The organism is Bacillus sp. AF62 (genome assembly GCF_050312695.1).
GTDB lineage: Bacteria > Bacillota > Bacilli > Bacillales > Bacillaceae_G > Bacillus_A > Bacillus_A cereus.
Genome location: NZ_JBNPJZ010000075.1, coordinates 46,777 through 73,302 on the forward strand (window position 1 = coordinate 46,777; position 26,526 = coordinate 73,302).

A 26,526-nucleotide genomic window follows, 5' to 3' on the forward strand; every position below is an offset into this window, starting at 1 on the left:
GCAACATATGAAAATTACAGAACTATTAAAAAGGGATACAGTCATTATGGATTTGACAGCTTCAAATAAAGAAGCTGTCATAGATGAATTAGTTGAGAAATTAAACGGGGCAAATCGTTTAAATAGTAAAACGGAATTTAAAGAAGCTATTTTAAAGCGGGAGTCCCAAAGTACGACTGGAATAGGGGAAGGTATTGCAATACCTCATGCGAAGACAAAGGCTGTTAAACAACCATCGATTTGTTTTGGTAGAAGTGTAAGCGGTATCAATTATGAGTCGCTTGATGGACAACCGGCATACTTATTCTTTATGATTGCTGCAAGTGAAGGAGCGAATAATACTCATTTAGAAACGTTGTCTCGTTTATCGACATTATTAATGGATGAAGGGTTTCGCAAGCAACTATTAGAAGCGAAGGATGAAAGTGAGCTTCTTCAACTATTTGATGAAAAAGAGAATGAAAAAGAAGAAGAGATTGAAGTCGCAAAACCAGAAGGAAATGAACCGTACGTACTTGCTGTTACAGCTTGCCCAACTGGAATCGCTCACACATATATGGCGGCGGATAGCTTAAAAGCAAAAGCGGCAGAGTTAGGAATAGCGATTAAAGTTGAAACGAACGGATCAACAGGTATTAAAAACGGTTTAACGAAAGAGGATATTGAACGTGCAACAGCTATTATTGTTGCGGCAGATAAACAAGTAGAAATGAATCGTTTTGCTGGTAAACATGTCATTCAAGTGCCAGTTGCTGATGGGATTAGAAAAACGGAAAATCTGCTTAAACGAGCTGTCAAACAAGATGCACCAATCTTTAAAGGTGTAAAAGAGGATGGGAAAACAGAAAGTATTGAGAGAGAAAAAGGATTAGGAATTTATAAGCATTTAATGAGCGGTGTAAGTAATATGCTTCCATTCGTTGTTGGTGGCGGGATTTTAATAGCGCTAGCATTTTCGTTTGGTGGTATAAAGGCGGAAGGTCCTTTAGCTGAATTGTTCATGTCAATTGGTGGAGGAAAAACAGGTGCATTTTTATTCCTTGTACCAATTTTAGCTGGATTTATTGCAAGCTCTATTGCTGATCGTCCTGGTTTTATGCCTGGTGTTGTAGGTGGATTTTTAGCGGCGAATGCGAATGCTGGATTTTTAGGTGGATTAATTGCTGGTTTCTTAGCTGGATATGTTGTTTTAGGGTTAAAAAGATTATTTTCAGGACTACCAGTACAATTAGAAGGAATTAAACCTGTTTTGTTATATCCAGTCTTTGGATTATTGATTACAGGAGTTGTAATGCAAAAAGTAGTAATTCCGCCTGTAGTAGCATTAAATGAAATGTTGACAGGGTGGTTAAATGGTTTAAATGGTACGAATGCTATATTACTAGGTCTTATTTTAGGTGGTATGATGGCAATTGATATGGGTGGTCCAATTAATAAAGCGGCATTTACGTTTGGTATTGCTGCAATAGAAGCACAGAATTTTGGAGTGCACTCAGCAGTTATGGCTGGTGGTATGGTACCGCCACTTGCGATTGCATTCGCAACTACATTCTTTAAATCAAAGTTTACAGAAGCGGAACGTAAATCTGGTTTAACAAATTATATTATGGGAGCATCGTTCATTACAGAAGGTGCGATTCCGTTTGCAGCTGCAGATCCGGTTCGAGTAATCGTAAGTTGTGTTGTTGGTTCAAGTATTGCAGGTGCGTTATCTATGTTATTCCAAATTACATTACCGGCACCGCATGGTGGATTATTTGTAATAGCGTTAGTAAATAAACCGTTACTATATATTTTCTCTATATTAATTGGAACAATTGTCTCGGCTATTATGCTAGGTGTTTGGAAAAAGAAAGTTCAATAACAAATAAAAAGAGAGTAGCTTTTAGTAGCTGCTCTCTTTTTATTACAAAAAAATAAGTTAACAATGGAATATTGATGTTTTTTGGTAAAAGATGTAACGAATTGTGAATTTTTTGTAACAAAAAAGTAACACTGTAATTTTTTCTGGAAAAAAGTTCTTGTGCTCGTATATGAAAAATATATGAAAACCACTGGAGATTGTATGAGAAATATATTTTATTAATATGGAAATTTATGTTACAACTCGTTAATTGTATATTACGAATGCTTTGTAATTGTGTGATTTCTAAAAATTCTAAAAATCTGTTGCTATAATGAAAATACGAAAACAAAGCAAATGGAGGCTATTCATGAAAAAATTATTAAGTATAGCAACAGCAGCAGTTTTTGGTCTTGGGATTTTTGCGGGTTCTGCTAAAGCGGAAACAATTGTAACAACAGACGTATTAAATGTTAGAGAAAACCCAAATGTAGAGTCAAAGCTTGTAGGTAAAGTGTTAAGTGGGAATACACTAGATGTTATAAATACAGAGAATGGATGGACAAAAATTAAGTTAAACGGTAAGGAAGCGTTTGTAAGTGCTGATTTTACAAAGAGCACATATTATGTAACGGCGGGCGTATTAAATGTTCGTGCTGGAGCGAATACTGATTCTGAAATTTTAGGTAAACTTAATAAAAATGATGTGATTGAAACGACGAATCAAGTTCAAAATGAATGGTTACAATTCGACTACAATGGAAAAGTCGGATATGTTCACGTGCCATTTTTAACAGGAACGGCACCTGTAATTGAAAAGAAAGAGGTTGTAGCTCAAGAAGAAGCGCCGGTTAAAAATAATACAGCAGTTAAGAATAAAGAGTCTGTTAAGAGTAACGATTCTATTAAGAATGTAGAATCAAGTAAACCTGTGGTAAAAGAAAAGCCGGCTGCAAAACCAGTTGCGAAATCTACTGAAACAAGTGCGCCTACTGGTGGTCGTGAAATTACAGTAGAAGCGACGGCATATACAGCAGATCCGAGTGAGAATGGTTCGTATGGTGGTCGTGTATTAACTGCAATGGGGCATGATTTAACAGCAAATCCAAATATGAAAGTAATTGCTGTTGATCCGAAAGTAATTCCGCTTGGATCAAAAGTATGGGTAGAAGGATATGGAGAAGCGATTGCTGGAGACACTGGTGGTGCGATTAAAGGAAATCGTATTGATGTATTAGTCGGTTCAGATGGTAGTGCTAATAGCTGGGGGCGCAAATCTGTAAAAGTGAAAGTTATACAATAGGTTATCGATATTAATATAAAAAGCGGTTGCTTGAAATTATGTAAGCAGCCGCTTTTTATGGATTATTGAAAGGGATAAATAGTTTTACCTGTAATAATTTTATATGCACTGCAAAATTGTGTTTGTATATATTCTGTATTTTTATTTTCTGGATGTGATGTTGTTTCATGGAGAGTAGAATGAAAAGCCCGTAGTAAACAATTTAGGGCGAAGTATAATTCCTCTTGTGAACAATTTTGTTCTTTTGTAGAAGTAGCTAAAATGAGGTCTTTTGTCAAAGATGAAAAATTGATGGTGGATTGTTTCATAGTTAACTCATCCTCTCGAAACTATTTTTATCATGTATATGCAGAATTGGACAAACTATGTTCTTTTTTATATGTAATTTCATGTACCGAAATGAAAGAACTTGCAATCATGCCGTTAAAATTGGTAAGATTGGGTATAATCAATAGATGGAGTATATTACATAAAGAGAGTTGAATGCTATGGGAGAAGTGCAACGTGAAAAAGTTGCTGTCATCATTGGACCAACAGCTGTTGGAAAGACGAAGTTAAGTATCGATCTTGCCAAAGCGTTGAACGGTGAAATTATTAGTGGTGATTCCATGCAAATCTATCGAACGATGGATATTGGAACTGCAAAGGTAACACAAGCAGAGATGGACGGAATTCCACATTATATGGTCGATATAAAAAATCCGGAAGATTCATTTTCTGTCGCGGAATTTCAAGAACGTGTTCGCAAACATATTCGAGAAATTACAGAACGTGGTAAATTACCAATTATAGTTGGTGGGACCGGTCTTTATATACAATCTGTTTTATTCGATTATCAGTTTACAGATGATGCTGGTGATGTGATATACCGAGAGCAAATGGAAAAGTTAGCTTTAGAACGCGGTGTGGAATATGTACATAAAAAATTGCAAGAAGTAGATCCGGAAAGTGCGGAGCGTATTCATGCAAATAATGTACGACGTGTCATTCGGGCGTTAGAAATTTTCCACACGACGGGTGAAAAAATGAGTGACCAAATTGAGAAACAAGAAAAAGAGTTACTCTATGATGTTTCATTAATTGGCTTGACAATGGATCGAGAAATGCTATACGATCGCATTAACTTACGAGTGGATTTGATGATGGAACAAGGCCTATTAGAGGAAGTAGAAGGTCTGTATAATAGAGGGATACGAGATTGTCAATCTATTCAAGCAATTGGATATAAAGAAATCTATGATTATTTTGAGAATCGAGCCCCTTTAGAAGATGCGGTATCACAATTAAAGACGAATTCGCGTCGTTATGCAAAGCGTCAATTAACGTGGTTCCGTAATAAAATGGATGTCACGTGGTTTGATGTTACAGACGGTGAAAAAACGTCAGAAATTTTACGATACATAGAAGGAAAGTTACAAGTAAAGTCGAATAATAGTAAGTAGAGAAAAAGAGGAGGATTCGACATGAAGCAATCAATCAATATTCAAGATCAGTTTTTAAATCAACTCCGTAAAGAAAATACGTTTGTTACGCTGTACTTATTAAATGGTTTCCAGCTTCGTGGACTAATTAAAGGATTTGATAATTTTACAGTCCTGCTGGAAACAGAAGGTAAGCAACAGCTTATTTATAAACATGCAATTTCTACATTTGTACCACAAAAAAATGTTTCAATTGAATTAGAATAGTAATGAATTATTGTACATAACAAAAAAAGAGCGAGTTTCCTCGCTCTTTTTTTATTTGTCATAAACAATCTATGATGAAATTTAAGCGATTCTAAATACAGTAAGGCGGATGTTAGTATTTCCTGTCGCAGGGATCGTAATCTCATTAAGAGTAGATTGAACAGAAATTCTTGCACCAGCTGCTAATGTTTCGATTGTAGTAAATGAAAGTGAGTCGCCTATTAAATTTGAAGAGAAATTATCAGTTGCGACTGCTCCATTAATTGAAATTCCTACTCCGAGTGGAGCGCATCCTGGCGCAGTTGTAGAAATGGATACGCTAATTACATAAATACCACCGTTAATAACAGTAACTGTATCTGTGCCGTTGAAGATAATATTGTTTACGTTAATTGCAGTACTAAAAATAAAGTTATTAAATTGCAGTACTGTTTGCTGAATATTGTTTGTTACAACAATTGTTGCTATAGGGAAGCTAGGTCCAGTTGGCCCAGTAGGTCCGGTAGGTCCACCAGAAGGTCCAGTAGGTCCAGTAACTCCTATACCAGTAGCGCCGGTAGCACCTGTTGGTCCTTGAATGCCTTGAGGTCCGGTAGCACCCGTGTTACCTTGAACGCCTTGAGGTCCAGTAGCGCCAGTAGCACCAGTAGCACCTGTGTTACCTTGAGCACCTTGAGGTCCGGTAGCACCAGTAGCACCAGTAGCACCTGTGTTACCTTGAGCACCTTGAGGTCCGGTAGCACCGGTAGCACCTGTGTTACCTTGAACACCTTGAGGTCCAGTAGCACCGGTAGCACCCGTGTTACCTTGAACGCCTTGAGGTCCAGTGGTACCGGTAGCGCCTGTGTTGCCTTGAACACCTTGAGGTCCAGTAGCGCCAGTAGCACCTGTGTTACCTTGAGCACCTTGAGGTCCAGTGGTACCGGTAGCGCCTGTGTTGCCTTGAACGCCTTGAGGTCCAGTAGCACCAGTAGCACCAGTGTTACCTTGAACACCCTGAGGTCCAGTAGCGCCGGTAGCGCCGGTAGCACCGGTAGCACCAGTGTTACCTTGAACGCCTTGAGGTCCAGTAGCGCCGGTAGCACCAGTGTTACCTTGAGCACCTTGAGGTCCGGTAGCACCAGTAGCACCTGTGTTACCTTGAGCACCTTGAGGTCCGGTAGCACCAGTAGCACCTGTGTTACCTTGAGCACCTTGAGGTCCAGTAGCACCAGTAGCACCTGTGTTACCTTGAGGTCCCTGAGGTCCAGTAGGTCCAGGAGGCCCGCCAGAAGGTCCGGTAGGTCCGGTAACTCCTATACCAGTAGCGCCAGTGGCACCGGTAGCACCGGTAGCACCGGTAGCACCTGTGTTACCTTGAACACCTTGAGGTCCAGTAGCACCAGTAGCACCTTGAGGTCCAGTGGCACCGGTAGCGCCAGTAGCACCCGTGTTACCTTGAGGTCCAGTGGCACCGGTAGCGCCAGTAGCGCCCGTGTTACCTTGAGGTCCGGTAGCGCCAGTAGCGCCCGTGTTACCTTGAGGTCCGGTAGCGCCAGTAGCGCCCGTGTTACCTCGAGGTCCAGTGGCACCGGTAGCGCCAGTAGCGCCCGTGTTACCTTGAGGTCCGGTAGCGCCCGTGTTACCTCGAGGTCCAGTGGCACCGGTAGCGCCGGTAGCACCCGTGTTACCTTGAGGTCCAGTGGCACCGGTAGCGCCCGTGTTACCTCGAGGTCCGGTAGCGCCAGTAGCGCCCGTGTTACCTCGAGGTCCGGTAGCACCAGTAGCGCCTGCTGGTCCAGTAGGTCCGGTAGGTCCTTGAATGAACGAAGCAGAATTAACTAGAGCAGTTTGTAATGCTGCTATTAATTTAAGAAGCTCTTGAAGTGTGCAAGGGTCAATTCGGAATAATTTTGTAATGTATAGTAAATAGTTAATGAGATTTTGAAGCTCAATAAATACAGCGCTTGCTACAAAGGTTGGATTTCTTAATATAGTTATTAAGTTTTTAATAATAGCTAACCCTTGTGCTTTCAGGGAGGAAGTAGCGTCTAGTGAACAAATAAAATTACTTAGTAGGTTCAATGTATCGATTAGATCTTCAATATTTTTTGGGGATGGATTTGCAAAAAGTGTTGGGATTATTTTTGTTAAATCAATAATAATCGCACGAAATGTTCTAAGTTGAGCTTTAGTAATTGGGATTGATGGAGTATTTGGGATTCGTCCAGCGCTACTTGGAAAGCATGGTTTGGAGAATTTGTTTTGATTGTCGTTATAACGAGACATTAAATCTCTCCTTTCTCACGAAAATGTGAACGAAACTCATCATAGTAGATGCAGAAATTAGTTAAATGGTCATAGTAAAATCGTTTGTTTAAAGAAAAAATAGAAAAAACGCCTTACAATAAGGCGTTTTTTCTATTTTCTGCGTATTGATAATATCGCTTTAATGAAATTTTTGATTTGAATCCAGCGAGTTTTATAATTTCTGATTCAGGAGTTTCTTTTTTTATTAAGTTTAAAATATAGGTGTTACGAAAATGTTGTCCTGAAATTCCTTTACGTAAATTGGCTCTAGCCACTTCGAGGCGAATCATTTTTTGTATAGCAATTTCCGTTAATGCCTTTGGTGCATCATTTTCATATACCCACCTGTATGTTCCGCGGTTAAAATCAAATGCGACAAACAATGAATCATCACTATGATACTTAGGACGAACTGGTTCTGGGATACTTTTGTAATAATTATATAGTTGTTTTTTGTCTTCTTTTGCTAATGTAATTGTTCTTTCTACACCTGCGGTTGCTGGGATTGACAATGTGTTAGTTTCAAAGTGAACGTGATGCATTGTTAATGCTGTAAGTTCCTGTAAGGATAAACCGTAGTCGATCAATAGATTTAAAATAGCAATATTGCGATCCGTTAATAAAGGGCGCACAGGAAGTTGTTTTTCTGAAAGTCCTTCTAATGAAGTGACTATATACTTTAATCTTTTTTCTTCATCAGGTGAAATGAAATCTTCGTTACGAAGTGTACGGTCTGGTTGAATAGATATTTCCATATTCTTCAATGGATTGGGAATGTTTAGAAAGTGATGCATTCTATTTAATACAGTAAATACACGATGCATCGTTTTTTCTGAGTAATGTCGATTCGTTTTTAAATCGGAAAAGTAATCTTCGTAGTCTTTTGTACAAAGTGTAGCCCATATATTACTGGAAGGGAGCTTTTTGTTTTTTTCTAACCAATGTCCGAAGTCTTCAACGTCATAAACATAACGTTTAATAGTTGAGGGTTTTCGGCCTTTATTCAATAAAAAAATAGAAAAGGCTTGTATTGTATCATGGAATTCCGTTGTCTCCATAGTCCCACCACCTTAATTATTTCTTATATTATAGCAAACTTTTCTGAAAATAGGCATTTACAAGGGGGACAGGAATAATAATATTTGGTGAGTGGATAAAGTGAAACTATAATCAGTGGGGATTTTGTTCATCCTCTGCGATTATTAGTTGAACCAATCGGGCATTTACGGGCGGTTATCTCCCGCTTAAATACCAAACGTTTGCTGAATGTCGAGGTGGGAGTCTTACTGCTCGCAAATAGCGGGATAAAATGAGGTGATTGTATGGAACAATCGATGCGAAAGAAAAACAACAATCAAATTAATATTGTGTTAAACCATCGAAAGAAAATTTCTTTGCCAGCCGCAGAAAATAAAACGGTAATTTCAAATGAAACTACAATTAAACATGAAATGCTGCAGAGAATTGAAGAAGAGATGGGGAAGCTTGTTGGGATGGATGATATAAAAAAGATAATAAAAGAAATATATGCTTGGATTTATGTGAATAAAAAAAGACAAGAGAAGGGATTGAAGTCTGAGAAGCAAGTGCTTCATATGCTGTTTAAAGGGAATCCGGGTACAGGGAAGACAACTGTTGCTAGAATGATAGGAAAATTGCTGTTTGAGATGAATATTCTATCGAAAGGCCACTTGGTTGAAGCTGAACGTGCTGATCTTGTAGGAGAGTACATCGGCCATACAGCTCAAAAAACAAGAGACTTAATAAAAAAAGCAATGGGAGGTATTTTGTTTATTGATGAGGCGTATTCTTTAGCTCGAGGAGGAGAGAAGGACTTTGGAAAAGAAGCAATTGATACGCTTGTAAAACATATGGAAGATAAACAACATGGTTTTGTATTGATTTTAGCTGGATATTCAAGAGAGATGAATCACTTTCTTTCGTTAAATCCAGGGCTGCAATCTCGTTTTCCATTTATTATTGAATTTGCGGATTACTCGGTAAATCAGCTATTGGAAATTGGAAAGAGAATGTATGAAGATCGTGAATATCAGTTATCAAAAGAAGCTGAATGGAAATTTAGGGATCATTTACATGCGGTGAAGTATTCGTCGCAAATTACATCATTTAGTAATGGGCGGTATGTACGGAATATTGTTGAAAAATCAATTCGTACACAGGCGATGCGGTTGTTGCAAGAAGATACGTATGATAAAAATGATTTAATTGGAATATCGAGTATGGATTTGATGCTCGAAGAGGAGACGCACAGTACATAAACTGTGCGTCTATTTTTGTGTATAAGTTCGTTTACTCTTTTTTTGCTTTTTCTTGGTGCGCTTTATGGAAGCGTTCCATTTTAGCGCTCTTTTCGTGTGCTGAATTAGGGTCGTGTCCAAATTGGTTTACTGAACTTTTTTGAGCTCCTTTATTAACGTGGTTTGTCATTTGTATTCACCTCACTTTAAAAATTAGTATAAACATTATATAAAGAAAAAATCGTTAGAAAAGAAAAACCTCTTTACGATATGTAAAGAGGTTAGATTGCTATTTATGCATTGAACGTTCTTTCGTTTCGATACGTCTGTGCGGTAAATGCCATTTGTAATGAATAGAAACCATGCGGAAGCAAACAATTAAAATAAATAAAATGTAAAGGGCCCAATCGCTAACAATAATTTGAGCGCCAATTAAGAAACCTGCTAAAATTGTCCAAAAGGCATATACTTCAGCTCGAAGAACGAGAGGTTTTCTGCGGGCTAAAAGGTCGCGAATGATACCGCCGCCGATACCAGTTAAAACAGCTGCCACGATTGTGGCACTAATTGGTAAATTTAATTTTTGAGCATATAATGCTCCTTGTACAGCAAATGCTGATAAGCCGATAGCGTCAGTGATATTTTCCCACTTTTTCCAATGTCTAATTAACTTATTTGGAAAAAGAAAAATAATAGTCATTGATAAAAGTGCGATTTGGAATAACATGTCTTGTTGCCAAAACGCGACAATCGGATAACCGATTAATAAATTACGAAGGGCACCTCCCCCAAATGCGGTTGCCATTCCTAAAATATACACCCCGAAAATATCATAATCCTCTTCCATTGCAACAATGGCTCCGCTTAGTGCGAAAGCGATTGTGCCTATGATGCTAAAAATCTCCCATGCCATGAATTTTCTCCCCCGCTAACTAGATGAAATGTGCTTCCTCTGCTATTATATTAGAAGGTTTAAATTTCGAAAAGGATGAGTGAACATATTTGATGGAAGAAAAAGAAAAAGTCATATTAGTAGGCTGTCAATTGCCGCAAGATGATGATGAAAAATTTATGCATTCCATGAAAGAGCTTGCATCACTAGCTAAGACTGCGAGAGCGGAAGTGTTAGTTTCAACAACGCAAAAACGACCGAAGTTTCATCCGGCAACTTACATAGGTAAAGGGAAATTAGAAGAGCTTACAATGCTAACTGAAGAATTAGAGCCGGATGTTATTATATTTAATAATGAATTAACGCCGAGTCAAATTCGGAATTTATCCTCAGTATTAGATGCGAGAGTAATTGATCGAACGCAACTAATACTAGATATTTTTGCGCAACGTGCGAAGTCGAGGGAAGGTAAGCTTCAAGTAGAATTAGCTCAGTTGCAATATACAATGCCACGTCTTATGGGGCAAGGGTTGTCCTTATCACGTCTTGGTGGTGGTATTGGAACGAGAGGACCGGGTGAGACGAAACTTGAGACGGATCGTCGTCATATTCGATCGCGTATTGATGAAATAAAGAAACAACTTGCAGTTGTTGTGGAACACCGAAAAAGATATCGTGAGAGAAGAAAAGACAATAAAGTATTTCAAATTTCATTAATAGGCTATACAAATGCAGGGAAATCGACACTGTTTAATAGATTAACGGAAGCTAATACGTTTGAAGAAAACCTTCTGTTTGCAACACTAGACCCAACGACGAGGAAGATGCCCTTACCTTCTGGTTATACAGTATTACTAACTGATACTGTTGGCTTTATACAAGATTTACCCACTTCATTAATTGCTGCTTTTCGTTCAACACTGGAAGAAGCGGGGGAAGCAGATGTTATTTTACATGTAGTTGATTCTGCGGATCCTAACTACATAGGGCATGAAAAAACAGTAAAACGATTATTATCAGAACTTGAAATTAATCATATTCCTATTATTACGTTATATAATAAAAAAGATGAATTACATCAAAACTTTATTCCGTTTCCGAAAAGTGATTTCTTAATGACTAGTGCTTTTGAAGAAAGTGATTTATTGCGTATAAAAGAAGCGATAGAAATGAAAATGAAGAAAGAAATGGATCGTTATCGAGTAGAAATCCCTCCGAGTGAAGGTAAGTTATTAACGCTTTTAAAGACGGAAACGCTATTAGCAAAGATGGAGTTTCTGGAAGATAAATTTGTATATGATTGTGCAGGGTATATTTTTACTCATTCATCGCTTAATGTGCAATTAAAGAGATTTTTAGTGGAAGAAGGAGAAAATAAAAATGTTTGATCGTTTGAAAAATGGAGAAAAAATTGCTCCAATCGTAAAAGAAGTAGAGAATCAGATTACAGAAGTACATAAACGTGCGGATGAAGTAATTGAAAGTAATCAGTTTCGTGTATTAGAAAGTTTTCGTAAACATAAAATTAGTGACTCGCATTTTATCCCGACGACAGGTTATGGTTATGATGATATTGGCCGTGATACGTTAGAAAAAGTGTATGCTGATGTGTTTGGAGCGGAAGCTGGACTTGTTCGTCCGCAAATTATTTCAGGTACTCACGCTATTTCTACAGCGTTATTCGGTATTTTACGTCCAGGAGATGAGTTATTGTACATTACTGGGAAACCGTATGATACGTTAGAGGAAATCGTTGGTGTGCGTGGGAAAGGTGTAGGTTCATTTAAAGAATATAATATTGGTTACAATGCAGTTCCGCTAACTGAAGGTGGGCTTGTTGATTTTGAAGCTGTTGCAGCAGCGATTCATAGTAATACGAAAATGATCGGTATTCAGCGCTCGAAAGGTTATGCTACTCGTCCATCGTTTACTATTTCTCAAATTAAAGAGATGATCGCGTTTGTTAAAGAAATTAAACCTGATGTTGTTGTGTTTGTAGATAATTGTTATGGGGAGTTTATTGAAGAGCAAGAGCCGTGTCATGTTGGTGCAGATTTAATGGCGGGTTCGCTTATTAAAAACCCAGGCGGGGGAATTGTAAAAACTGGTGGTTACATTGTCGGTAAAGAACAGTATGTTGAAGCGTGTGCATATCGTTTAACATCTCCGGGAATTGGTGCGGAAGCTGGAGCGTCTTTATACAGTCTGCAAGAAATGTATCAAGGGTTCTTCTTAGCGCCACATGTTGCAGGACAAGCGCTGAAAGGTGCAATTTTTACAGCTGCGTTTTTAGAAAAGTTAGGAATGAACACGTCACCAGCGTGGAATGCACCAAGAACAGACTTAATTCAATCTGTTCAATTTGATGATAAAGACCGTATGGTTGCCTTCTGTCAAGCGATTCAATATGCATCTCCAATTAATTCGCATTTTACTCCGTATGCAAACTATATGCCAGGTTATGAAGATGATGTAATTATGGCGGCGGGAACATTTATTCAAGGTGCAAGTATTGAATTGTCTGCTGATGGTCCGATTAGACCACCGTATGTTGCATATGTGCAAGGTGGATTAACGTATTCGCATGTTAAAATTGCGATTTGTTCTGCGATTGATGAATTGATTGAAAAGAATTTATTAACAATTTCTTAAAGGGGAGCTGTCGATATCGGCAGCTTTTTTCGTATAAAAGTAACGATTTATGCGATTAGAAAAAAGAATGAAAAAATTTATAAAAAATCATGTAAGAAAAGCTAACATCTATTGACACTAAACATAACATGTTATAAAATGAGAAGCAGTTAAGGCGAAGGAGGAACTGAAAAATGAAAGAAGATAGACGTTCTGCCCCGCTGTTTCCAATTGGTATTGTTATGGATTTAACACAATTGTCTGCACGTCAAATTCGCTACTATGAAGAGCATAATCTTGTTTCTCCAACCCGTACAAAGGGGAATCGTAGATTATTTTCATTTAACGATGTAGATAAGTTGTTAGAGATTAAAGATTTGTTAGATCAAGGCTTGAATATGGCTGGTATTAAGCAAGTGTTACTAATGAAAGAAAATCAAACAGAAGCAGTGAAAGTAAAAGAAGAAACGAAAGAAATTTCAAAAACTGAGCTTCGCAAAATACTTCGAGATGAACTACAACATACAGGTAGATTCAATCGAACTTCATTGCGACAAGGTGACATTTCAAGATTTTTTCACTAAAGATAACTGATTCTGAAGGCGATTAGAGGGACTAAGGAGGAATTTATAATGTCTAGATACACAAAAGAAGATATTTTCCGTTTGGCGAAAGAAGAGAATGTAAAGTATATCCGTTTACAATTTACGGACCTTTTAGGGGTAATTAAAAACGTAGAGATTCCAGTGAGACAATTAACGAAAGCTCTTGATAACAAAATGATGTTTGATGGATCTTCGATTGAAGGTTTCGTACGTATTGAAGAATCTGATATGTATTTATATCCTGATTTAGACACTTGGGTAATTTTCCCTTGGACAGCTGAAAAAGGTAAAGTAGCTCGACTAATCTGTGATATTTACAATGCAGATGGCACTCCATTTGATGGAGACCCACGTAACAACTTAAAACGTGTGTTAAAAGAAATGGAAGCTTTAGGATTTTCAGACTTCAATCTTGGACCAGAGCCAGAATTCTTCCTATTTAAGGTTGATGAAAAAGGAAATCCAACATTAGAATTAAACGATAACGGTGGATACTTCGACCTTGCGCCGATGGATCTAGGGGAAAACTGTCGTCGTGATATCGTTCTTGAACTTGAAGAAATGGGATTTGAAATTGAAGCATCTCACCATGAGGTTGCTCCAGGGCAGCACGAAATTGACTTTAAATATGCAAATGCAATTCGCTCATGTGATGACATTCAAACATTCAAACTTGTTGTAAAAACAATTGCTCGTAAACATGGTTTACACGCAACGTTTATGCCAAAACCACTATACGGTGTGAACGGTTCAGGTATGCACTGTAACTTATCATTATTTAAAAATGGTGAGAACGTATTCTTTGATGCAAACGGTGACTTACAATTAAGTGATGATGCTCGTCACTTCATCGCAGGTATTTTAAAACATGCACCAGCATTTACAGCGATAGCAAACCCAACTGTAAACTCATACAAACGTCTAGTACCTGGATATGAAGCACCTTGTTACGTAGCATGGTCTGCACAAAACCGTAGCCCGTTAGTACGTATCCCTGCATCTCGTGGTATTAGTACACGCGTAGAAGTACGTAGTGTTGACCCAGCTGCAAACCCATATTTAGTAATGGCTACATTATTAGCTGCAGGTCTTGATGGAATTAAAAACAAATTAACTCCACCAGCTGCAGTAGACCGTAACATCTATGTAATGACAAAAGAAGAGCGCGAAGAAGCAGGTATCGTTGACTTACCAGCAACATTAGCGCAAGCGTTAGTTACATTACAATCTAATGAAGTAGTATGCGGTGCACTAGGAGAACACTTACTTGAGCACTTCATCGAAGCGAAAGAGATTGAGTGGGATATCTTTAGAACACAAGTTCACCAATGGGAACGCGATCAATATATGTCTCTATACTAAGAGGCTTGAACCCTTGATACAACTCGTATCAAGGGTTTTTTAATTCCCTATTATTACAATTTTATATGGTTGCAAAATGAAAAACAGCCACATAAAAGCCAATAATTAATAACAAGTAGTGATATCATAGAAAAATATTATCAGATAAATGTAAGTTTTATATAATTTGTGAAATGAAAAAGCCTTGATACTACGGTATCAGGGCTTTTTTAGTGAAGTTATTGGATATGTTAACTACTAGATAATGGATTGTTTTTGGTTATTTTGAATCATGTTACTAAGAAAATCTTTTCAAAAGAATTGATCTTATCTTTTTTAATCACTTGTGCTATAACTTAATAATTCTTTACTGCCTTGTACAACGCGAGCGATGATTTTTATGTCCTCATCTGCAAGGCTATAAGTTTGTGGCTTGTGAATCAGATTATTACTCAATGATATTAACGTAATGATCTCAGTTATAACGCAGTCTTATTCAGAATTTCGTTAGTTCATTTTCTAAATTTAGGGAATAAATATAGCTTAGTACCTTGCAATAAATAATACTAAGTGGTATATTATGGATAAATCAGGTACCGTGTATTGAACAGTACTAAGATAGGGAAGGAGGATGGCACTTGAACGTTCAGTTTAAAAAAGGTGTGCTTGAACTTTGTGTATTAGCACTTGTAAAACGTAAAGATAGTTACGGTTATGAACTTGTTCAGCAAATCTCTAATAAATTTTTAATATCGGAAGGATCAGTATACCCTTTATTACGTCGTTTGACGAAAGAAGGGTATTTTCAAACGTATTTAAAGGAATCTACGGAAGGGCCACCTCGTAAATATTATCAATTAACAGAGCAAGGGGAGACGCAATTTCATTTGTTAGTAACAGAATGGCGTGATTTTGCGAAAGGGGTACAAGAAATTATTGAAGGGGTGGAATGGGATGAGTAAAGAAGGGTTTCTTAAAGAATTATTAAGTTATCTTAGAAAGTTACCAGAGGAAGAGAGGCAAGATATTTTATTGGATTATGAAGAGCACTTTCAGTTTGGACTAGAAGAGGGGGAAAACTGAATCAGAAATAATTCAGGGCCTTGGTTCTCCGAAAGTAATCGCAAAAGAGTTACTTGCGATGTATCGCTTCGATGAAATGAAAAAAAATCCATCGACTTCAAATGTGACAAGAGCTGTTATGGCAGCGATTGGACTTAGTTTGTTTAATTTTATTATTGTGTTAGGCCCGTTAGTCGCAATTGTTGCTTTTATATTTTCTTTTTGGATTGGTGGTATTGCTAGTGTAGTAACACCATTTTTCGTTATTGGAAAAGTGTTTATGGGTACTTTTATATGGTTGGATCTTTTCGTTAGTATAACGTTTGTTGGAGTAGGTTTATTGTTATGTATTATCGCTTTTTATAGTACAAAGTGGTTTAAGAGATTGTGTGTACGATATGTAATATGGAACTTCAAAATGATAAAAGGAGAGTAAATGATGAAAAAACTATTTTTAATCGCTATCGCTTGTATCATTATTGGAGTAATAGGAATTTCCCAAACATATGAAAAAGCAGTACAAACTGCTGAAAAAGGCGATAAAGAAGATGTAATTAAAAACGAAACATTAAAAAATATAGAAGTTAAGTTAGATGCCGGAGATATTGTTATCCAAAAATCTCCTGATTCTTCTTTTTATGTAAAGCAATCAGGAGATGTACGTAAACAAGAGATTCGTATTGCAGAAGATGGTGACACATTAAAAATTATTGGGGAAAGAGAAAAAGGTGCTTCATTTGATTTTTCTTTTTATAATTTTAGGTTTCAAACGTCTAAATTGACTCTCCTTGTGCCTGAGCGCTCTTATCAAGATGTAAAAGTAAATTCATCTGCTGGACAAATCGAAATGAGTGATGTGAAAAGTGATAGCGTAAGTGTTAGAACACTTGCTGGAGAAGTAGAGTTGAAACAAGTAACGGCTAAGAATGTGGAAGGATCGACAAAAGCTGGTGAGGTGAACTTTAAGAAGGTATTAGGGAAAGTGACCGCGAAAACAACAAGTGGGGAAATAAATATTCAAGATCATGATTCCAAGTATAATCTAGAAGCAAGTTCAACTGCGGGAGATATAGATATTACTTTATCGGAAAAACCACAAGATGCGGTAATTACTGGGCAAAGTGCTGCCGGAGATGTAACAATTTTTAATGAAGAAAATAATAACGTAACAATTGGCAATGGTAGTAAAAAGATTAGCGGTAAAACGGCTGCGGGAGATGTGACGATTGAAACTCGTTAATAAGAAATAGAATGTATGGAAATCTATCAAAATACAAAAAAAGAAGATAATTACCGTATATAAATAAGGTAATTATCTTCTTTTTATTATTTTTAATGTAAATCACGATATACGCCAATTACTTTCCCGATAACTGACACTTGTTTTAAAATGATAGGTTCTAATGAAGAGTTTTCTGGTTGTAGACGGAAATGGTCTTTTTCTTTATAGAAACGTTTAACAGTTGCTTCGTTATCTTCTGTTAAAGCGACTACAATTTCACCATTATATGCAGACTGTTGTTGGCGAACAACAACTAAATCTCCATCGAAAATACCAGCTTCAATCATACTATCTCCAGAAATACGTAACATGAACACTTGGTCTGCTCCAGCAACAATACTAGCTGGAAGTGGGAAATGTTCCTCTACGCTTTCAACCGCTGTAATTGGTAAACCGGCAGTAACTTTTCCGACAATTGGAACTTGAATAACAGATTGTGTTTCCGTATCCATTCGGTCTTCACCTAAAATTTCAATGGCACGTGGTTTTGTTGGATCGCGTCGAATGTATCCTTTTTCTTCTAATCGTGATAAATGTCCGTGCACTGTAGAACTAGAAGCGAGGCCGACTGCTTGCCCAATTTCACGTACGGAAGGTGGATATCCTTTTTCTTGTACTTTTAGCTTAATAAAGTCGAGAATGTCTTGCTGGCGTTTCGTTAACTTTTCCATGTTTTCTAACACCTCGTTTTCTTTCATTTTTCTTATTAATAAGTATAACATGTGAAAAAACATTCTACAAACATAAGTTCGAACAAATGGCGGATTTATGTTACACTATAGGGAAATAATAGGGAGAAAGAGGGGTTCAAAATGAATGCAATTATTTATGCACGTGTGAGTACAACGAAAGAAGCGCAAGAAACATCATTATTACGGCAAAAAGATGAATTATTGCATTTAGCTGAGCGCTATCAAATGAATGTTACTAAGGTGATTGAAGAGCAGGCTAGTGGATATACAATTGAACGTGACGGTATATTAGAGGTGTTGGATACAATTCGAGACGAACAAATTGATGTGTTACTTATACAAGATGAAACGCGCCTTGGTAGAGGAAATGCGAAGATCGCATTAATGCATTGTTTACATAAAGAAGGCATAAAAGTATATACGCATACACATAATGGTGAATTACAATTGTCGGATTCTGATTCGATGGTATTAGATATTATTGGTATTGTTGAAGAATATCAAAGAAAGATTCATAATTTGAAAATTAAACGAGGTATGCAACGTGCAGTAGAAAAAGGTTATCGTCCAGAAAATAATTTAAAAAATCGTCATTTAAGTGTAGGAAGAGAGAAAAAAGAAGTGCCAATTGAGGAAATTGTACGTTTGCGAAAAAGTGAACTCACGTTTGAAGAAATTGCAGCAACATTACGTGGATTTGGTCATAATGTTTCAAAGGCGACTGTACATCGTAGATATGTAGAGTATACAAAGCAATTGCTTGATAAAGAAGAGTAACTATTGTATGATAATAATCAGTTTTGATTAGAAGGGGGATTCGAGATGATTAATCACGAACTCGTTGAACGCATTAACTTCTTAGCGAAAAAAGCAAAAGCTGAAGGTTTAACTGAAGAAGAGCAACGTGAGCGTCAATCGCTACGTGAACAATATTTAAAAGGATTTCGTCAAAATATGTTAAACGAACTTAAAGGAATTAAAGTTGTTAACGAAGAAGGTACAGATGTTACACCGACGAAATTAAAAGCTTTAAAAAAGCAAGATAATGCAAAATTAAATTAAAAGATGGGCGAAGCCCATCTTTTTTTATTTGTAAAAATCGTTATTTAATAACTTTCCAGTTGTTATTAACTGTTGCTTCTATCGTTTTATGTTCCAATATATAATTAGTGATAAGTTCAGACATATCTGTGGGTATATCTTTTACTACCGGTTTGTTTTGAAACATAAAGAAATTTCCCCCGCCACTTGCACGATAATTATTCATTACAACTTCATATTCTTCATTCATATTAAGAGGAGCACTGTTATGCTGTAAAGATTCTACTCTTTCACCAATTGGTTTTGAAATGTTTAATACATATGAAATCCCTTCCCACATATCGTAATTATAATGTTGTGGTTTTGGTTCTATGTAGGTAGGACTTACGATGATGGATCCATCTGTTTTTAATGTGAAATAAGAAGCAGAGAGTTCAAGAGCGGCTTTTATATCAGCTCCAGTTATTCTAATTACTTTTAATGTGTTTGGATAAATATAATTAGAAACGATGTCACGCATTGTTACATGTTCCGGGAAACCTGGAGATGTATTATGGAACATACTTGTACAAGAAATTGATACCTTAGCTATATCCATCTGTATTTTATTTATGAATTCGATAAAAGGATGATCGTGCAAACGAGTTTGCATAGCATCTGAAATTTGCATGTCCCCCTGAATGATTCCAATAGGTTGATCAAGCCACTTTTGTGTTTTCTCTTCGTAATCGGCTACCAATGAAAGTACATCTTGGTCCGCTTCAATTCCTTGTACAGATAATAATTCAGAAGAGCTCTCTTTTTTCACCCATTTATGTTTCGTTTTTTCGAATGTTACTTTTACTTTTCCGACTGAGTGTCCATTGCATCCGGTCTGTAAAATTGTTACACCGTTAGCCATTGTGTGAGAAATTTCTCGGTGTTGATGACCTGTTAGTAAAAGATCTATGCCTTCAATTTCATGGCACATTGCATATCCTTGGTTTTCACCTGTTAACACTTCAGTAGGTTCCCCGGTTTGTAAATCTCTTTCAAATCCACCGTGATAGGCTACGACTAATAAATCGGGTTTCTCATGTTCGCGAATATAAGAAACCCATTTTTTTGTAGTCTTTAATGCATCTTCAAATAGTAAATCTTTAATGTGATGGGCCTGTTCCCAATTTGGGATGTAATGTGTTGTTACCCCTAAAATAGCGATTTTTATATTGGATTCAATCTGTTTGATTAAATAAGGTTTTCCGAAATAGGATTTGTTTATGTTTTTATCTAATATGTTTGCTGATAGGTACGGGAAGTTCGCAGTAGTCACAGCATTATTTAATATATTCATCCCGTAATTAAATTCATGATTGCCGATAATTGCAGCGTCATACTGTAAGTAATTCGCTAATAAGGACATTGGATTTTTTTTGTTTTTTTCGTATGTAACGTAATGATAAGTAAATGGCGTTCCTTGAATAAAGTCGCCATTATCAATTAAAAGAACGTTTGTATTTTGGGAACGTTCTTTTTTTATAAGAGTAGAAACTTTAGCTAAACCAAGTTCTGCTGGGGAGTTATCTTGGTAGTGAATGGGATAAACAGTGCCATGTATATCGCTTGTTAATAAGATGTTTAAAGTTACAGTTTGATTTTGTTCCAATATGACTCACCTTTTCTATTGTTATCTTCCAATTAATCATATCAAATATGTGAAGTGAATTTTGATGTGAATGTATAGAATGTGTAAAGATTCTGTAAATAACCAATTGTGTATCAAAATATGTGATATATTTCTTCATGTTTACGGAAGGTTATTTTATAACAAGAAAAATGGAGGCATTAATATGTTGAAAAAAGTTTTTGCAATGAGTACAACAGTTGTACTAGCGGCCGGATTATTAAGTGGCTGCGGGACGAAAGAGTCCAGTGCAAGTAAAAATGAAGATACGAAAAAAGGTTATGTACCAAAGACCTTAAATGTTCAATTTGTTCCTTCTCAAAATGCGGATACGTTAGAGGCAAAGGCAAAACCATTGGAAAAGCTATTAAGCGATAAATTAAATATTCCGGTAAAAGTTAGTATTTCAACTAACTACAATACAATTGTAGAAGCGATGGCATCTAAACAAGTAGATGTAGGATTTTTACCGCCAACAGCGTACGTATTAGCACATGAAAAGAAGGCTGCAAATGTAATTTTGCAAGCACAACGTTTTGGAGTAGAGGATGAAACAGGAGCTCCTACAAAAGATTTAGTAGATTATTATAAATCTGAGTTTGTTGTTAAAAAAGACTCTAATATAAATAGTGTAAAAGATTTAAAAGGTAAAAAAATTGGTTATCAAGATGTAACATCATCAGCAGGATATGTATGGCCTGCAGCTGTTCTATTAAAAGAGGGAATTGATCCGCTAAAGGATGTGAAACCTGTTACATTAAAAGGGCATGATCAGTCACTTATTGCTCTTTTAAATGGTGATGTAGATGCAGCTGTTGTATTCCAAGATGCTCGTAATATTGTAAAAAAGGATTATCCGAATATATTTGATCAAACGAAAATAGTGAAATTTACTGAGAAAATTCCGAACGATACAATTTCTGTACGCTCGGATTTAGATGCAGAGTGGAGCAAGAAATTACAAGATGCTTTCATTGAAATTGGAAAAAATGAGGAAGGCCGTAAAATCATTAAAGAAGTATATTCTCATGAAGGATATATTAAATCTGATGATAGTAAATTTGATATTGTTCGTGAATATGGAAAGACAGTGAAGACGCAATAATACATAGTGAAATGGCGGCTAGCTGGAAGGTGTGAGATTTCAGTTAGTTTGCCGTTTTTTAGTTATTGATAATACATTGAAAGTAGGTAAGATGTGTGATAGAGTTTCGAAATGTTTCCAAAATGTATCCGAATGGCACAAAGGGATTGAATAATATAAATTTAAAGATTCACAAAGGTGAGTTTATTGTAATGGTCGGATTATCCGGAGCTGGAAAATCTACACTTCTCAGATCCGTAAATCGTCTTCATGAGATTACCGAAGGAGAAATTATTATTGAAGGTGAGTCTATTACTTCTGCGAAAGGAAAAGGATTAAGGCGTATGCGCCGGGATATCGGTATGATCTTCCAAAGTTTTAACCTTGTAAAGCGATCAACAGTATTAAAAAATGTATTAGCTGGTCGTGTTGGATATCATTCCACATTACGTACAACGTTAGGTTTGTTTCCGAAAGAAGATGTGGAGCTCGCATTTCAAGCATTAAAAAGAGTGAATATTTTAGAAAAAGCATATGCGCGTGCTGATGAATTATCAGGAGGACAACAGCAACGTGTATCGATAGCTAGAGCATTGGCGCAAGAAGCAAAAATCATATTGGCAGATGAGCCTGTTGCATCGTTAGATCCACTTACGACAAAGCAAGTGCTAAATGATTTGAAAAAAATTAATGAAGATTTTGGAATCACGACAATTGTAAATTTACATTCTATTGATTTGGCTAGACAATATGCGACACGCATTATCGGATTACATGCAGGAGAAATTGTTTTTGACGGTTTAGTAGAAGAAGCAACGGATGAAAAATTTGCTGAAATTTATGGGGACGTTGCTCAGAAAAGCGAATTATTAGAGGTGGCAGTAAAATGAATGACGTGACGATATATTCAAATGAAATACCGAAGCCGCCGAGTAAATTGAAACATATGTTAACGTTTATTTTAGTTATTTTAATGCTGTGGAGTAGTAGTGTACAAGTAGATGCATCATTTTCAAAACTGGTGGACGGTTTTCCAAATATGGTAGATCTATTGAAAGAAATGGTGCCACCTGATTGGAGTTATTTTCAAGTAATTACAACAGCGATGTTAGATACAATACGTATGGCGATTATTGGGACGACCTTAGGAGCGATTTTAGCTATTCCACTTGCATTGTTTGCAGCAAGTAATGTGTTTACTAACACATTTTTATACAGTCTAGCTCGAATGATTTTAAATTTTATACGAACAATACCAGATTTATTATTGGCGGCTATTTTCGTAGCGATTTTTGGAATTGGGCCACTTCCAGGTATTTTGGCTCTTACTTTTTTTTCAATTGGACTTGTAGCGAAATTGTTGTATGAATCAATTGAATCAATTGACCCTGGCCCACTAGAAGCGATGACAGCTGTAGGGGCTACTAAGGTACAATGGATTGTTTATGGAGTCATTCCACAAGTAAAAGCACACTTTGTTTCCTATGTACTATATACATTTGAGGTGAATGTACGTGCAGCGGCTGTCCTAGGTTTAGTAGGAGCAGGTGGTATTGGACTATATTATGATCGTACACTTGGATTTTTACAATATCAACAAACTGCTTCTATAATTATCTATACCCTTATTGTTGTTTTGTTAATTGACTACATTAGTACATTGTTGCGGGAGAAACTATAATGAATAGAACGACGATGATTGTGCCAAAACCGAAGAAACCGAGTATATATCGCTGGATTATTTTAATAGCACTTACAGTTGTATATGTATGGGCCTTTTCAGGAGTACCATTAGAAGGGATAAAGGACACAGCAGGTGAAATCACGAAAGCAATTATGACAGGGATATTAAATCCAGACTGGTCGTATGTATCTTTGCCAGATGGTGAAGATTTATTACATGGATTAATTGATACGTTGGCAATTGCGATATTAGGTACATTTATTTCTGCATTTTTATCTGTTCCGTTTGCCTTTTGGGCGGCAACGAATTTGAGTAGTGGAAAATTAACTTCAGGATCTGGGAAATTTGTACTTAGTTTGGTTCGTACGTTTCCTGAATTAGTTATGGCTCTTTTATTTATAAAAGCTGTTGGTCCAGGCTCTTTTGCAGGAGTATTAGCTTTAGGATTACATTCTATTGGAATGTTAGGGAAACTATATTCAGAAGGAATTGAAAACATAGATAAAGGACCGACGGAAGCGTTGCTAGCAACAGGAGCAAACCGTTTTCAAATACTTTGGTATGCAGTGTTACCACAAGTGTTACCAGATTTTCTATCGTATACGTTATACAGATTTGAAATTAATGTACGATCCGCTGCGATTTTAGGGGTTATTGGAGCGGGAGGGATTGGTACACCTTTAATTTTTGCGCTGAGTTCACGGAATTGGTCTCGTGTTGGGATTATTTTATTAGGTATTATTTTAATGGTAATTATAATTGATTTGATTTCAAGTTCGATTCGGAAACGGATTGTTTAACTTATTTGAAAAGCATCGAAGTTAGATGCTTTTTTATGTTTTTAAAAACGTATTTAAAAAAGTAAGAATAGAAGGAATTTGTATAAATATACAGATAATTCTCTTTCTTTTTAAAATAAAAATAATGAAAAAGTATGTCATATTGAATGCCCATACATTCCCGGAAACATTGATTTTTTTATAAAAAATCAAAAAAATATCAACATATTTGTCGATACATGTTGTATAATCTTGCGTGGGAAGCTATCATATAAATGTATAAAACGTTTACTAATATAAGCGAAGGGAAGAATAGCATGTCACATTCAATCGAACAACTTTCTATCAACACGATTCGCACATTATCCATCGATGCGATTGAAAAAGCAAACTCTGGTCACCCAGGAATGCCAATGGGTGCAGCACCAATGGCTTATACATTATGGACTCAATTTATGAAACACAATCCAAATAACCCAACGTGGTTTAACCGTGATCGTTTCGTATTATCTGCAGGTCATGGTTCAATGTTATTATACAGCCTACTTCACCTATCTGGTTATGATGTAACAATGGATGACTTAAAGAACTTCCGTCAATGGGGAAGCAAAACTCCAGGACATCCTGAGTACGGTCATACAGCTGGTGTAGATGCAACGACTGGTCCACTTGGACAAGGTATTGCAACTGCTGTAGGTATGGCAATGGCTGAAAGACATTTAGCTGCTAAATATAACCGTGATGCGTATAATGTAGTAGATCATTATACATACGCTATTTGTGGTGATGGAGATTTAATGGAAGGCGTTTCTGCTGAAGCATCTTCATTAGCTGCTCATTTACAATTAGGTCGCCTTGTTGTGCTTTATGATTCAAACGATATTTCATTAGATGGCGATTTAAATCGTTCATTCTCTGAAAGTGTAGAAGATCGTTACAAAGCATACGGATGGCAAGTAATCCGTGTTGAGGATGGAAACGATATTGAAGCAATCGCGAAAGCAATTGAAGAAGCGAAAGCTGACGAAAAACGCCCAACGCTAATTGAAGTAAGAACGACAATTGGTTTCGGTTCTCCAAACAAATCAGGAAAATCAGCTTCACATGGTTCTCCACTTGGTGTAGAAGAAACAAAATTAACGAAAGAAGCATATGCTTGGACTGCTGAGCAAGATTTCCACGTAGCAGAAGAGGTATACGACAACTTCCGTAAAACAGTACAAGATGTTGGTGAAACTACGCAAGCAGAGTGGAACACTATGTTAGGTGAATATGCACAAGCATACCCAGAATTAGCAAACGAATTCCAAGCAGCAATGAACGGTCAACTTCCAGAAGGTTGGGAGCAAAACTTACCAACTTATGAATTAGGATCAAAAGCAGCAACTCGTAATTCTTCTGGTGCTGTAATTAATGCAATTGCAGAGTCTGTACCATCATTCTTCGGTGGATCTGCTGACCTTGCTGGTTCTAACAAAACATACATGAATAACGAAAAAGACTTTACAAGAGATGATTACAGCGGTAAAAACATTTGGTACGGTGTACGTGAGTTCGCAATGGGTGCAGCAATGAACGGTATTGCATTACATGGCGGTTTAAAAACTTACGGTGGTACGTTCTTCGTATTCTCTGATTACTTACGTCCAGCAATTCGCCTTGCAGCATTAATGCAATTGCCAGTAACGTATGTATTCACACATGACAGTATCGCTGTTGGTGAAGATGGTCCAACACATGAACCAGTCGAGCAATTAGCAGCGCTTCGTGCAATGCCGAACGTTTCTGTTATCCGTCCAGCTGATGGTAACGAATCTGTTGCAGCTTGGAGACTGGCTTTAGAATCTACAAACAAACCAACTGCTTTAGTATTAACTCGTCAAGACCTTCCAACATTAGAAGGTGCAAAAGATGATACGTATGAAAAAGTAGCAAAAGGTGCATATGTAGTTTCTGCAAGCAAGAAAGAAACGGCTGATGTTATCTTACTTGCAACTGGATCTGAAGTAAGCCTAGCTGTTGAAGCTCAAAAAGCATTAGCAGCAGACGGTGTTGACGCAGCTGTTGTCAGCATGCCATCTATGGATCGTTTTGAAGCTCAAACTGCAGAGTACAAAGAATCTGTATTACCAAAAGCAGTAACAAAACGTTTCGCAATCGAAATGGGTGCTACATTCGGATGGCACCGTTACGTAGGTCTTGAAGGAGATGTGTTAGGTATCGATACATTCGGTGCTTCTGCTCCTGGTGAGAAGATTATGGAAGAGTATGGATTTACTGTAGAGAACGTTGTTCGTAAAGTAAAAGAAATGCTTTAATGATTTCAGAAAAATCTCTCCGGCATGGAGAGATTTTTCTATGTAAATGAGTTTTTTCGACAGAAAAAGTT

General features: G+C 36.9%; 25 protein-coding genes and 1 pseudogene. 19 read left to right on the forward strand and 7 right to left on the reverse strand.

Translation table 11 applies throughout. The features are described from left to right. Window positions 1-7 precede the first annotated feature (7 nt). The gene (locus ACQRBL_RS18060) at window positions 8-1,864 is read left to right on the forward strand and encodes a PTS fructose transporter subunit IIABC (RefSeq protein WP_063548405.1); all 1,857 of its coding nucleotides are present in this window, start codon (window positions 8-10) and stop codon (window positions 1,862-1,864) included. A 349-nt stretch (window positions 1,865-2,213) separates the two neighbouring features. Continuing rightward, on the forward strand, window positions 2,214-3,146 hold the full coding sequence (gene entD, locus ACQRBL_RS18065; RefSeq protein WP_023522798.1) for a cell wall-binding protein EntD: 933 nt from the start codon (window positions 2,214-2,216) through the stop codon (window positions 3,144-3,146). 62 nt (window positions 3,147-3,208) lie between these two features. On the opposite strand, the gene ACQRBL_RS18070 is transcribed toward entD, so the two are convergent. Beyond that, window positions 3,209-3,454 carry a hypothetical protein gene (locus tag ACQRBL_RS18070; RefSeq protein WP_000814431.1) on the reverse strand — a complete coding sequence of 82 codons (246 nt, stop codon included), beginning with the start codon at window positions 3,452-3,454 and terminating at the stop codon, window positions 3,209-3,211. A gap of 180 nt (window positions 3,455-3,634) precedes the next feature. Between ACQRBL_RS18070 and miaA the strand changes: the two genes are divergently transcribed. Beyond that, window positions 3,635-4,588, forward strand: a complete 954-nt coding sequence (gene miaA / locus ACQRBL_RS18075; protein WP_000504953.1) for a tRNA (adenosine(37)-N6)-dimethylallyltransferase MiaA — start codon at window positions 3,635-3,637, stop codon at window positions 4,586-4,588. A 21-nt stretch (window positions 4,589-4,609) separates the two neighbouring features. Continuing rightward, on the forward strand, window positions 4,610-4,834 hold the full coding sequence (hfq, locus tag ACQRBL_RS18080) for an RNA chaperone Hfq (protein WP_000813896.1): 225 nt from the start codon (window positions 4,610-4,612) through the stop codon (window positions 4,832-4,834). 81 nt (window positions 4,835-4,915) lie between these two features. Here hfq and ACQRBL_RS18085 read toward each other — a convergent pair whose 3' ends face one another. Both ACQRBL_RS18085 and ACQRBL_RS18090 read right to left on the reverse strand, forming a co-directional pair. Further along, on the reverse strand, window positions 4,916-7,102 hold the full coding sequence (locus tag ACQRBL_RS18085; protein WP_427735070.1) for a Gly-Xaa-Xaa repeat protein: 2,187 nt from the start codon (window positions 7,100-7,102) through the stop codon (window positions 4,916-4,918). A 113-nt stretch (window positions 7,103-7,215) separates the two neighbouring features. After that, window positions 7,216-8,181 (reverse strand): tyrosine-type recombinase/integrase, encoded by a 966-nt coding sequence (locus ACQRBL_RS18090; protein WP_097826470.1) that lies wholly within the window; start codon window positions 8,179-8,181, stop codon window positions 7,216-7,218. A 264-nt stretch (window positions 8,182-8,445) separates the two neighbouring features. Here ACQRBL_RS18090 and spoVK point away from each other — a divergent pair, with 264 nt between their 5' ends. Next, window positions 8,446-9,402: a stage V sporulation protein K gene (gene spoVK / locus ACQRBL_RS18095; protein WP_000438177.1), complete on the forward strand. Its 957-nt coding sequence runs from the start codon at window positions 8,446-8,448 to the stop codon at window positions 9,400-9,402. A 31-nt stretch (window positions 9,403-9,433) separates the two neighbouring features. Here the strand turns inward: spoVK and ACQRBL_RS18100 are convergent, their stop codons facing one another. Continuing rightward, entirely contained in the window at window positions 9,434-9,571 is a 138-nt protein-coding gene (locus ACQRBL_RS18100; RefSeq protein WP_000181505.1) for a hypothetical protein, read from the reverse strand. Window positions 9,572-9,670: 99 nt separating this feature from the next. Then, window positions 9,671-10,294, reverse strand: a complete 624-nt coding sequence (locus ACQRBL_RS18105) for a trimeric intracellular cation channel family protein (RefSeq protein WP_000312267.1) — start codon at window positions 10,292-10,294, stop codon at window positions 9,671-9,673. A gap of 92 nt (window positions 10,295-10,386) precedes the next feature. On the opposite strand from ACQRBL_RS18105, the gene hflX reads away from it, so the two are divergent. From hflX to ACQRBL_RS18140, 7 genes and pseudogenes are all read left to right on the forward strand, one after another. Then, entirely contained in the window at window positions 10,387-11,661 is a 1,275-nt protein-coding gene (gene hflX, locus ACQRBL_RS18110; protein WP_043924696.1) for a GTPase HflX, read from the forward strand. Continuing rightward, a complete protein-coding gene (locus tag ACQRBL_RS18115; protein WP_000460282.1) occupies window positions 11,654-12,925 on the forward strand; it encodes an aminotransferase class I/II-fold pyridoxal phosphate-dependent enzyme in 1,272 nt (423 codons plus the stop codon). The genes hflX and ACQRBL_RS18115 overlap by 8 nt, the downstream gene beginning before the upstream one ends. A gap of 173 nt (window positions 12,926-13,098) precedes the next feature. Next, window positions 13,099-13,488 (forward strand): transcriptional repressor GlnR, encoded by a 390-nt coding sequence (gene glnR, locus ACQRBL_RS18120; protein WP_000656783.1) that lies wholly within the window; start codon window positions 13,099-13,101, stop codon window positions 13,486-13,488. A gap of 48 nt (window positions 13,489-13,536) precedes the next feature. Further along, window positions 13,537-14,871, forward strand: a complete 1,335-nt coding sequence (gene glnA / locus ACQRBL_RS18125; protein WP_000092763.1) for a type I glutamate--ammonia ligase — start codon at window positions 13,537-13,539, stop codon at window positions 14,869-14,871. Between the two features lie 617 nt (window positions 14,872-15,488). Next, on the forward strand, window positions 15,489-15,812 hold the full coding sequence (locus ACQRBL_RS18130) for a PadR family transcriptional regulator (RefSeq protein ID WP_001102628.1): 324 nt from the start codon (window positions 15,489-15,491) through the stop codon (window positions 15,810-15,812). Then, window positions 15,805-16,348, forward strand: a pseudogene (locus tag ACQRBL_RS18135) (DUF1700 domain-containing protein). The gene ACQRBL_RS18130 and the pseudogene ACQRBL_RS18135 overlap by 8 nt, the downstream one beginning before the upstream one ends. Beyond that, window positions 16,349-17,152, forward strand: a complete 804-nt coding sequence (locus ACQRBL_RS18140) for a DUF4097 family beta strand repeat-containing protein (RefSeq protein ID WP_063548391.1) — start codon at window positions 16,349-16,351, stop codon at window positions 17,150-17,152. Window positions 17,153-17,244: 92 nt separating this feature from the next. Here the strand turns inward: ACQRBL_RS18140 and lexA are convergent, their stop codons facing one another. After that, window positions 17,245-17,865 carry a transcriptional repressor LexA gene (gene lexA / locus ACQRBL_RS18145; protein ID WP_000413738.1) on the reverse strand — a complete coding sequence of 207 codons (621 nt, stop codon included), beginning with the start codon at window positions 17,863-17,865 and terminating at the stop codon, window positions 17,245-17,247. A 141-nt stretch (window positions 17,866-18,006) separates the two neighbouring features. Between lexA and ACQRBL_RS18150 the strand changes: the two genes are divergently transcribed. Both ACQRBL_RS18150 and ACQRBL_RS18155 read left to right on the forward strand, forming a co-directional pair. After that, window positions 18,007-18,663: a YneB family resolvase-like protein gene (locus tag ACQRBL_RS18150; protein ID WP_000991471.1), complete on the forward strand. Its 657-nt coding sequence runs from the start codon at window positions 18,007-18,009 to the stop codon at window positions 18,661-18,663. Window positions 18,664-18,708: 45 nt separating this feature from the next. Further along, a complete protein-coding gene (locus ACQRBL_RS18155; RefSeq protein ID WP_000607015.1) occupies window positions 18,709-18,948 on the forward strand; it encodes a DUF896 domain-containing protein in 240 nt (79 codons plus the stop codon). Between the two features lie 40 nt (window positions 18,949-18,988). Here the strand turns inward: ACQRBL_RS18155 and ACQRBL_RS18160 are convergent, their stop codons facing one another. After that, a complete protein-coding gene (locus ACQRBL_RS18160; RefSeq protein ID WP_411996282.1) occupies window positions 18,989-20,572 on the reverse strand; it encodes a bifunctional metallophosphatase/5'-nucleotidase in 1,584 nt (527 codons plus the stop codon). Between the two features lie 184 nt (window positions 20,573-20,756). On the opposite strand from ACQRBL_RS18160, the gene ACQRBL_RS18165 reads away from it, so the two are divergent. The 5 genes from ACQRBL_RS18165 (at window position 20,757) to tkt (ending at window position 26,455) form a co-directional block, all read left to right on the forward strand. Then, window positions 20,757-21,695, forward strand: a complete 939-nt coding sequence (locus ACQRBL_RS18165) for a phosphate/phosphite/phosphonate ABC transporter substrate-binding protein (protein WP_000915063.1) — start codon at window positions 20,757-20,759, stop codon at window positions 21,693-21,695. Between the two features lie 95 nt (window positions 21,696-21,790). After that, window positions 21,791-22,564: a phosphonate ABC transporter ATP-binding protein gene (gene phnC / locus ACQRBL_RS18170; protein ID WP_411996283.1), complete on the forward strand. Its 774-nt coding sequence runs from the start codon at window positions 21,791-21,793 to the stop codon at window positions 22,562-22,564. Continuing rightward, window positions 22,561-23,355 carry a phosphonate ABC transporter, permease protein PhnE gene (phnE, locus tag ACQRBL_RS18175; RefSeq protein WP_001000774.1) on the forward strand — a complete coding sequence of 265 codons (795 nt, stop codon included), beginning with the start codon at window positions 22,561-22,563 and terminating at the stop codon, window positions 23,353-23,355. Before phnC ends, phnE (ACQRBL_RS18175) begins: the two co-directional genes overlap by 4 nt. Continuing rightward, entirely contained in the window at window positions 23,355-24,158 is an 804-nt protein-coding gene (phnE, locus tag ACQRBL_RS18180; RefSeq protein WP_411996284.1) for a phosphonate ABC transporter, permease protein PhnE, read from the forward strand. The genes phnE (ACQRBL_RS18175) and phnE (ACQRBL_RS18180) overlap by 1 nt, the downstream gene beginning before the upstream one ends. A gap of 296 nt (window positions 24,159-24,454) precedes the next feature. Next, window positions 24,455-26,455: a transketolase gene (gene tkt, locus ACQRBL_RS18185; RefSeq protein ID WP_016512442.1), complete on the forward strand. Its 2,001-nt coding sequence runs from the start codon at window positions 24,455-24,457 to the stop codon at window positions 26,453-26,455. Window positions 26,456-26,526: the final 71 nt, after the last annotated feature.

What these genes read in the sequence shown, in the direction of transcription:
- spoVK (WP_000438177.1), top strand. Translation starts at nt 8,446, where the DNA reads ATGGAACAATCGATGCGAAAGAAAAACAACAATCAAATTAATATTGTG.
- hfq (WP_000813896.1), top strand. Translation starts at nt 4,610, where the DNA reads ATGAAGCAATCAATCAATATTCAAGATCAGTTTTTAAATCAACTCCGT.
- ACQRBL_RS18115 (WP_000460282.1), top strand. Translation starts at nt 11,654, where the DNA reads ATGTTTGATCGTTTGAAAAATGGAGAAAAAATTGCTCCAATCGTAAAA.
- ACQRBL_RS18090 (WP_097826470.1), bottom strand. Translation starts at nt 8,181, where the DNA reads ATGGAGACAACGGAATTCCATGATACAATACAAGCCTTTTCTATTTTT.
- ACQRBL_RS18140 (WP_063548391.1), top strand. Translation starts at nt 16,349, where the DNA reads ATGATGAAAAAACTATTTTTAATCGCTATCGCTTGTATCATTATTGGA.
- miaA (WP_000504953.1), top strand. Translation starts at nt 3,635, where the DNA reads ATGGGAGAAGTGCAACGTGAAAAAGTTGCTGTCATCATTGGACCAACA.
- ACQRBL_RS18100 (WP_000181505.1), bottom strand. Translation starts at nt 9,571, where the DNA reads ATGACAAACCACGTTAATAAAGGAGCTCAAAAAAGTTCAGTAAACCAA.
- lexA (WP_000413738.1), bottom strand. Translation starts at nt 17,865, where the DNA reads ATGGAAAAGTTAACGAAACGCCAGCAAGACATTCTCGACTTTATTAAG.
- ACQRBL_RS18060 (WP_063548405.1), top strand. Translation starts at nt 8, where the DNA reads ATGAAAATTACAGAACTATTAAAAAGGGATACAGTCATTATGGATTTG.
- hflX (WP_043924696.1), top strand. Translation starts at nt 10,387, where the DNA reads ATGGAAGAAAAAGAAAAAGTCATATTAGTAGGCTGTCAATTGCCGCAA.
- phnE (WP_001000774.1), top strand. Translation starts at nt 22,561, where the DNA reads ATGAATGACGTGACGATATATTCAAATGAAATACCGAAGCCGCCGAGT.
- ACQRBL_RS18105 (WP_000312267.1), bottom strand. Translation starts at nt 10,294, where the DNA reads ATGGCATGGGAGATTTTTAGCATCATAGGCACAATCGCTTTCGCACTA.
- glnA (WP_000092763.1), top strand. Translation starts at nt 13,537, where the DNA reads ATGTCTAGATACACAAAAGAAGATATTTTCCGTTTGGCGAAAGAAGAG.
- ACQRBL_RS18155 (WP_000607015.1), top strand. Translation starts at nt 18,709, where the DNA reads ATGATTAATCACGAACTCGTTGAACGCATTAACTTCTTAGCGAAAAAA.
- entD (WP_023522798.1), top strand. Translation starts at nt 2,214, where the DNA reads ATGAAAAAATTATTAAGTATAGCAACAGCAGCAGTTTTTGGTCTTGGG.
- ACQRBL_RS18070 (WP_000814431.1), bottom strand. Translation starts at nt 3,454, where the DNA reads ATGAAACAATCCACCATCAATTTTTCATCTTTGACAAAAGACCTCATT.
- glnR (WP_000656783.1), top strand. Translation starts at nt 13,099, where the DNA reads ATGAAAGAAGATAGACGTTCTGCCCCGCTGTTTCCAATTGGTATTGTT.
- tkt (WP_016512442.1), top strand. Translation starts at nt 24,455, where the DNA reads ATGTCACATTCAATCGAACAACTTTCTATCAACACGATTCGCACATTA.
- ACQRBL_RS18165 (WP_000915063.1), top strand. Translation starts at nt 20,757, where the DNA reads ATGTTGAAAAAAGTTTTTGCAATGAGTACAACAGTTGTACTAGCGGCC.
- ACQRBL_RS18150 (WP_000991471.1), top strand. Translation starts at nt 18,007, where the DNA reads ATGAATGCAATTATTTATGCACGTGTGAGTACAACGAAAGAAGCGCAA.
- ACQRBL_RS18085 (WP_427735070.1), bottom strand. Translation starts at nt 7,102, where the DNA reads ATGTCTCGTTATAACGACAATCAAAACAAATTCTCCAAACCATGCTTT.
- phnE (WP_411996284.1), top strand. Translation starts at nt 23,355, where the DNA reads ATGAATAGAACGACGATGATTGTGCCAAAACCGAAGAAACCGAGTATA.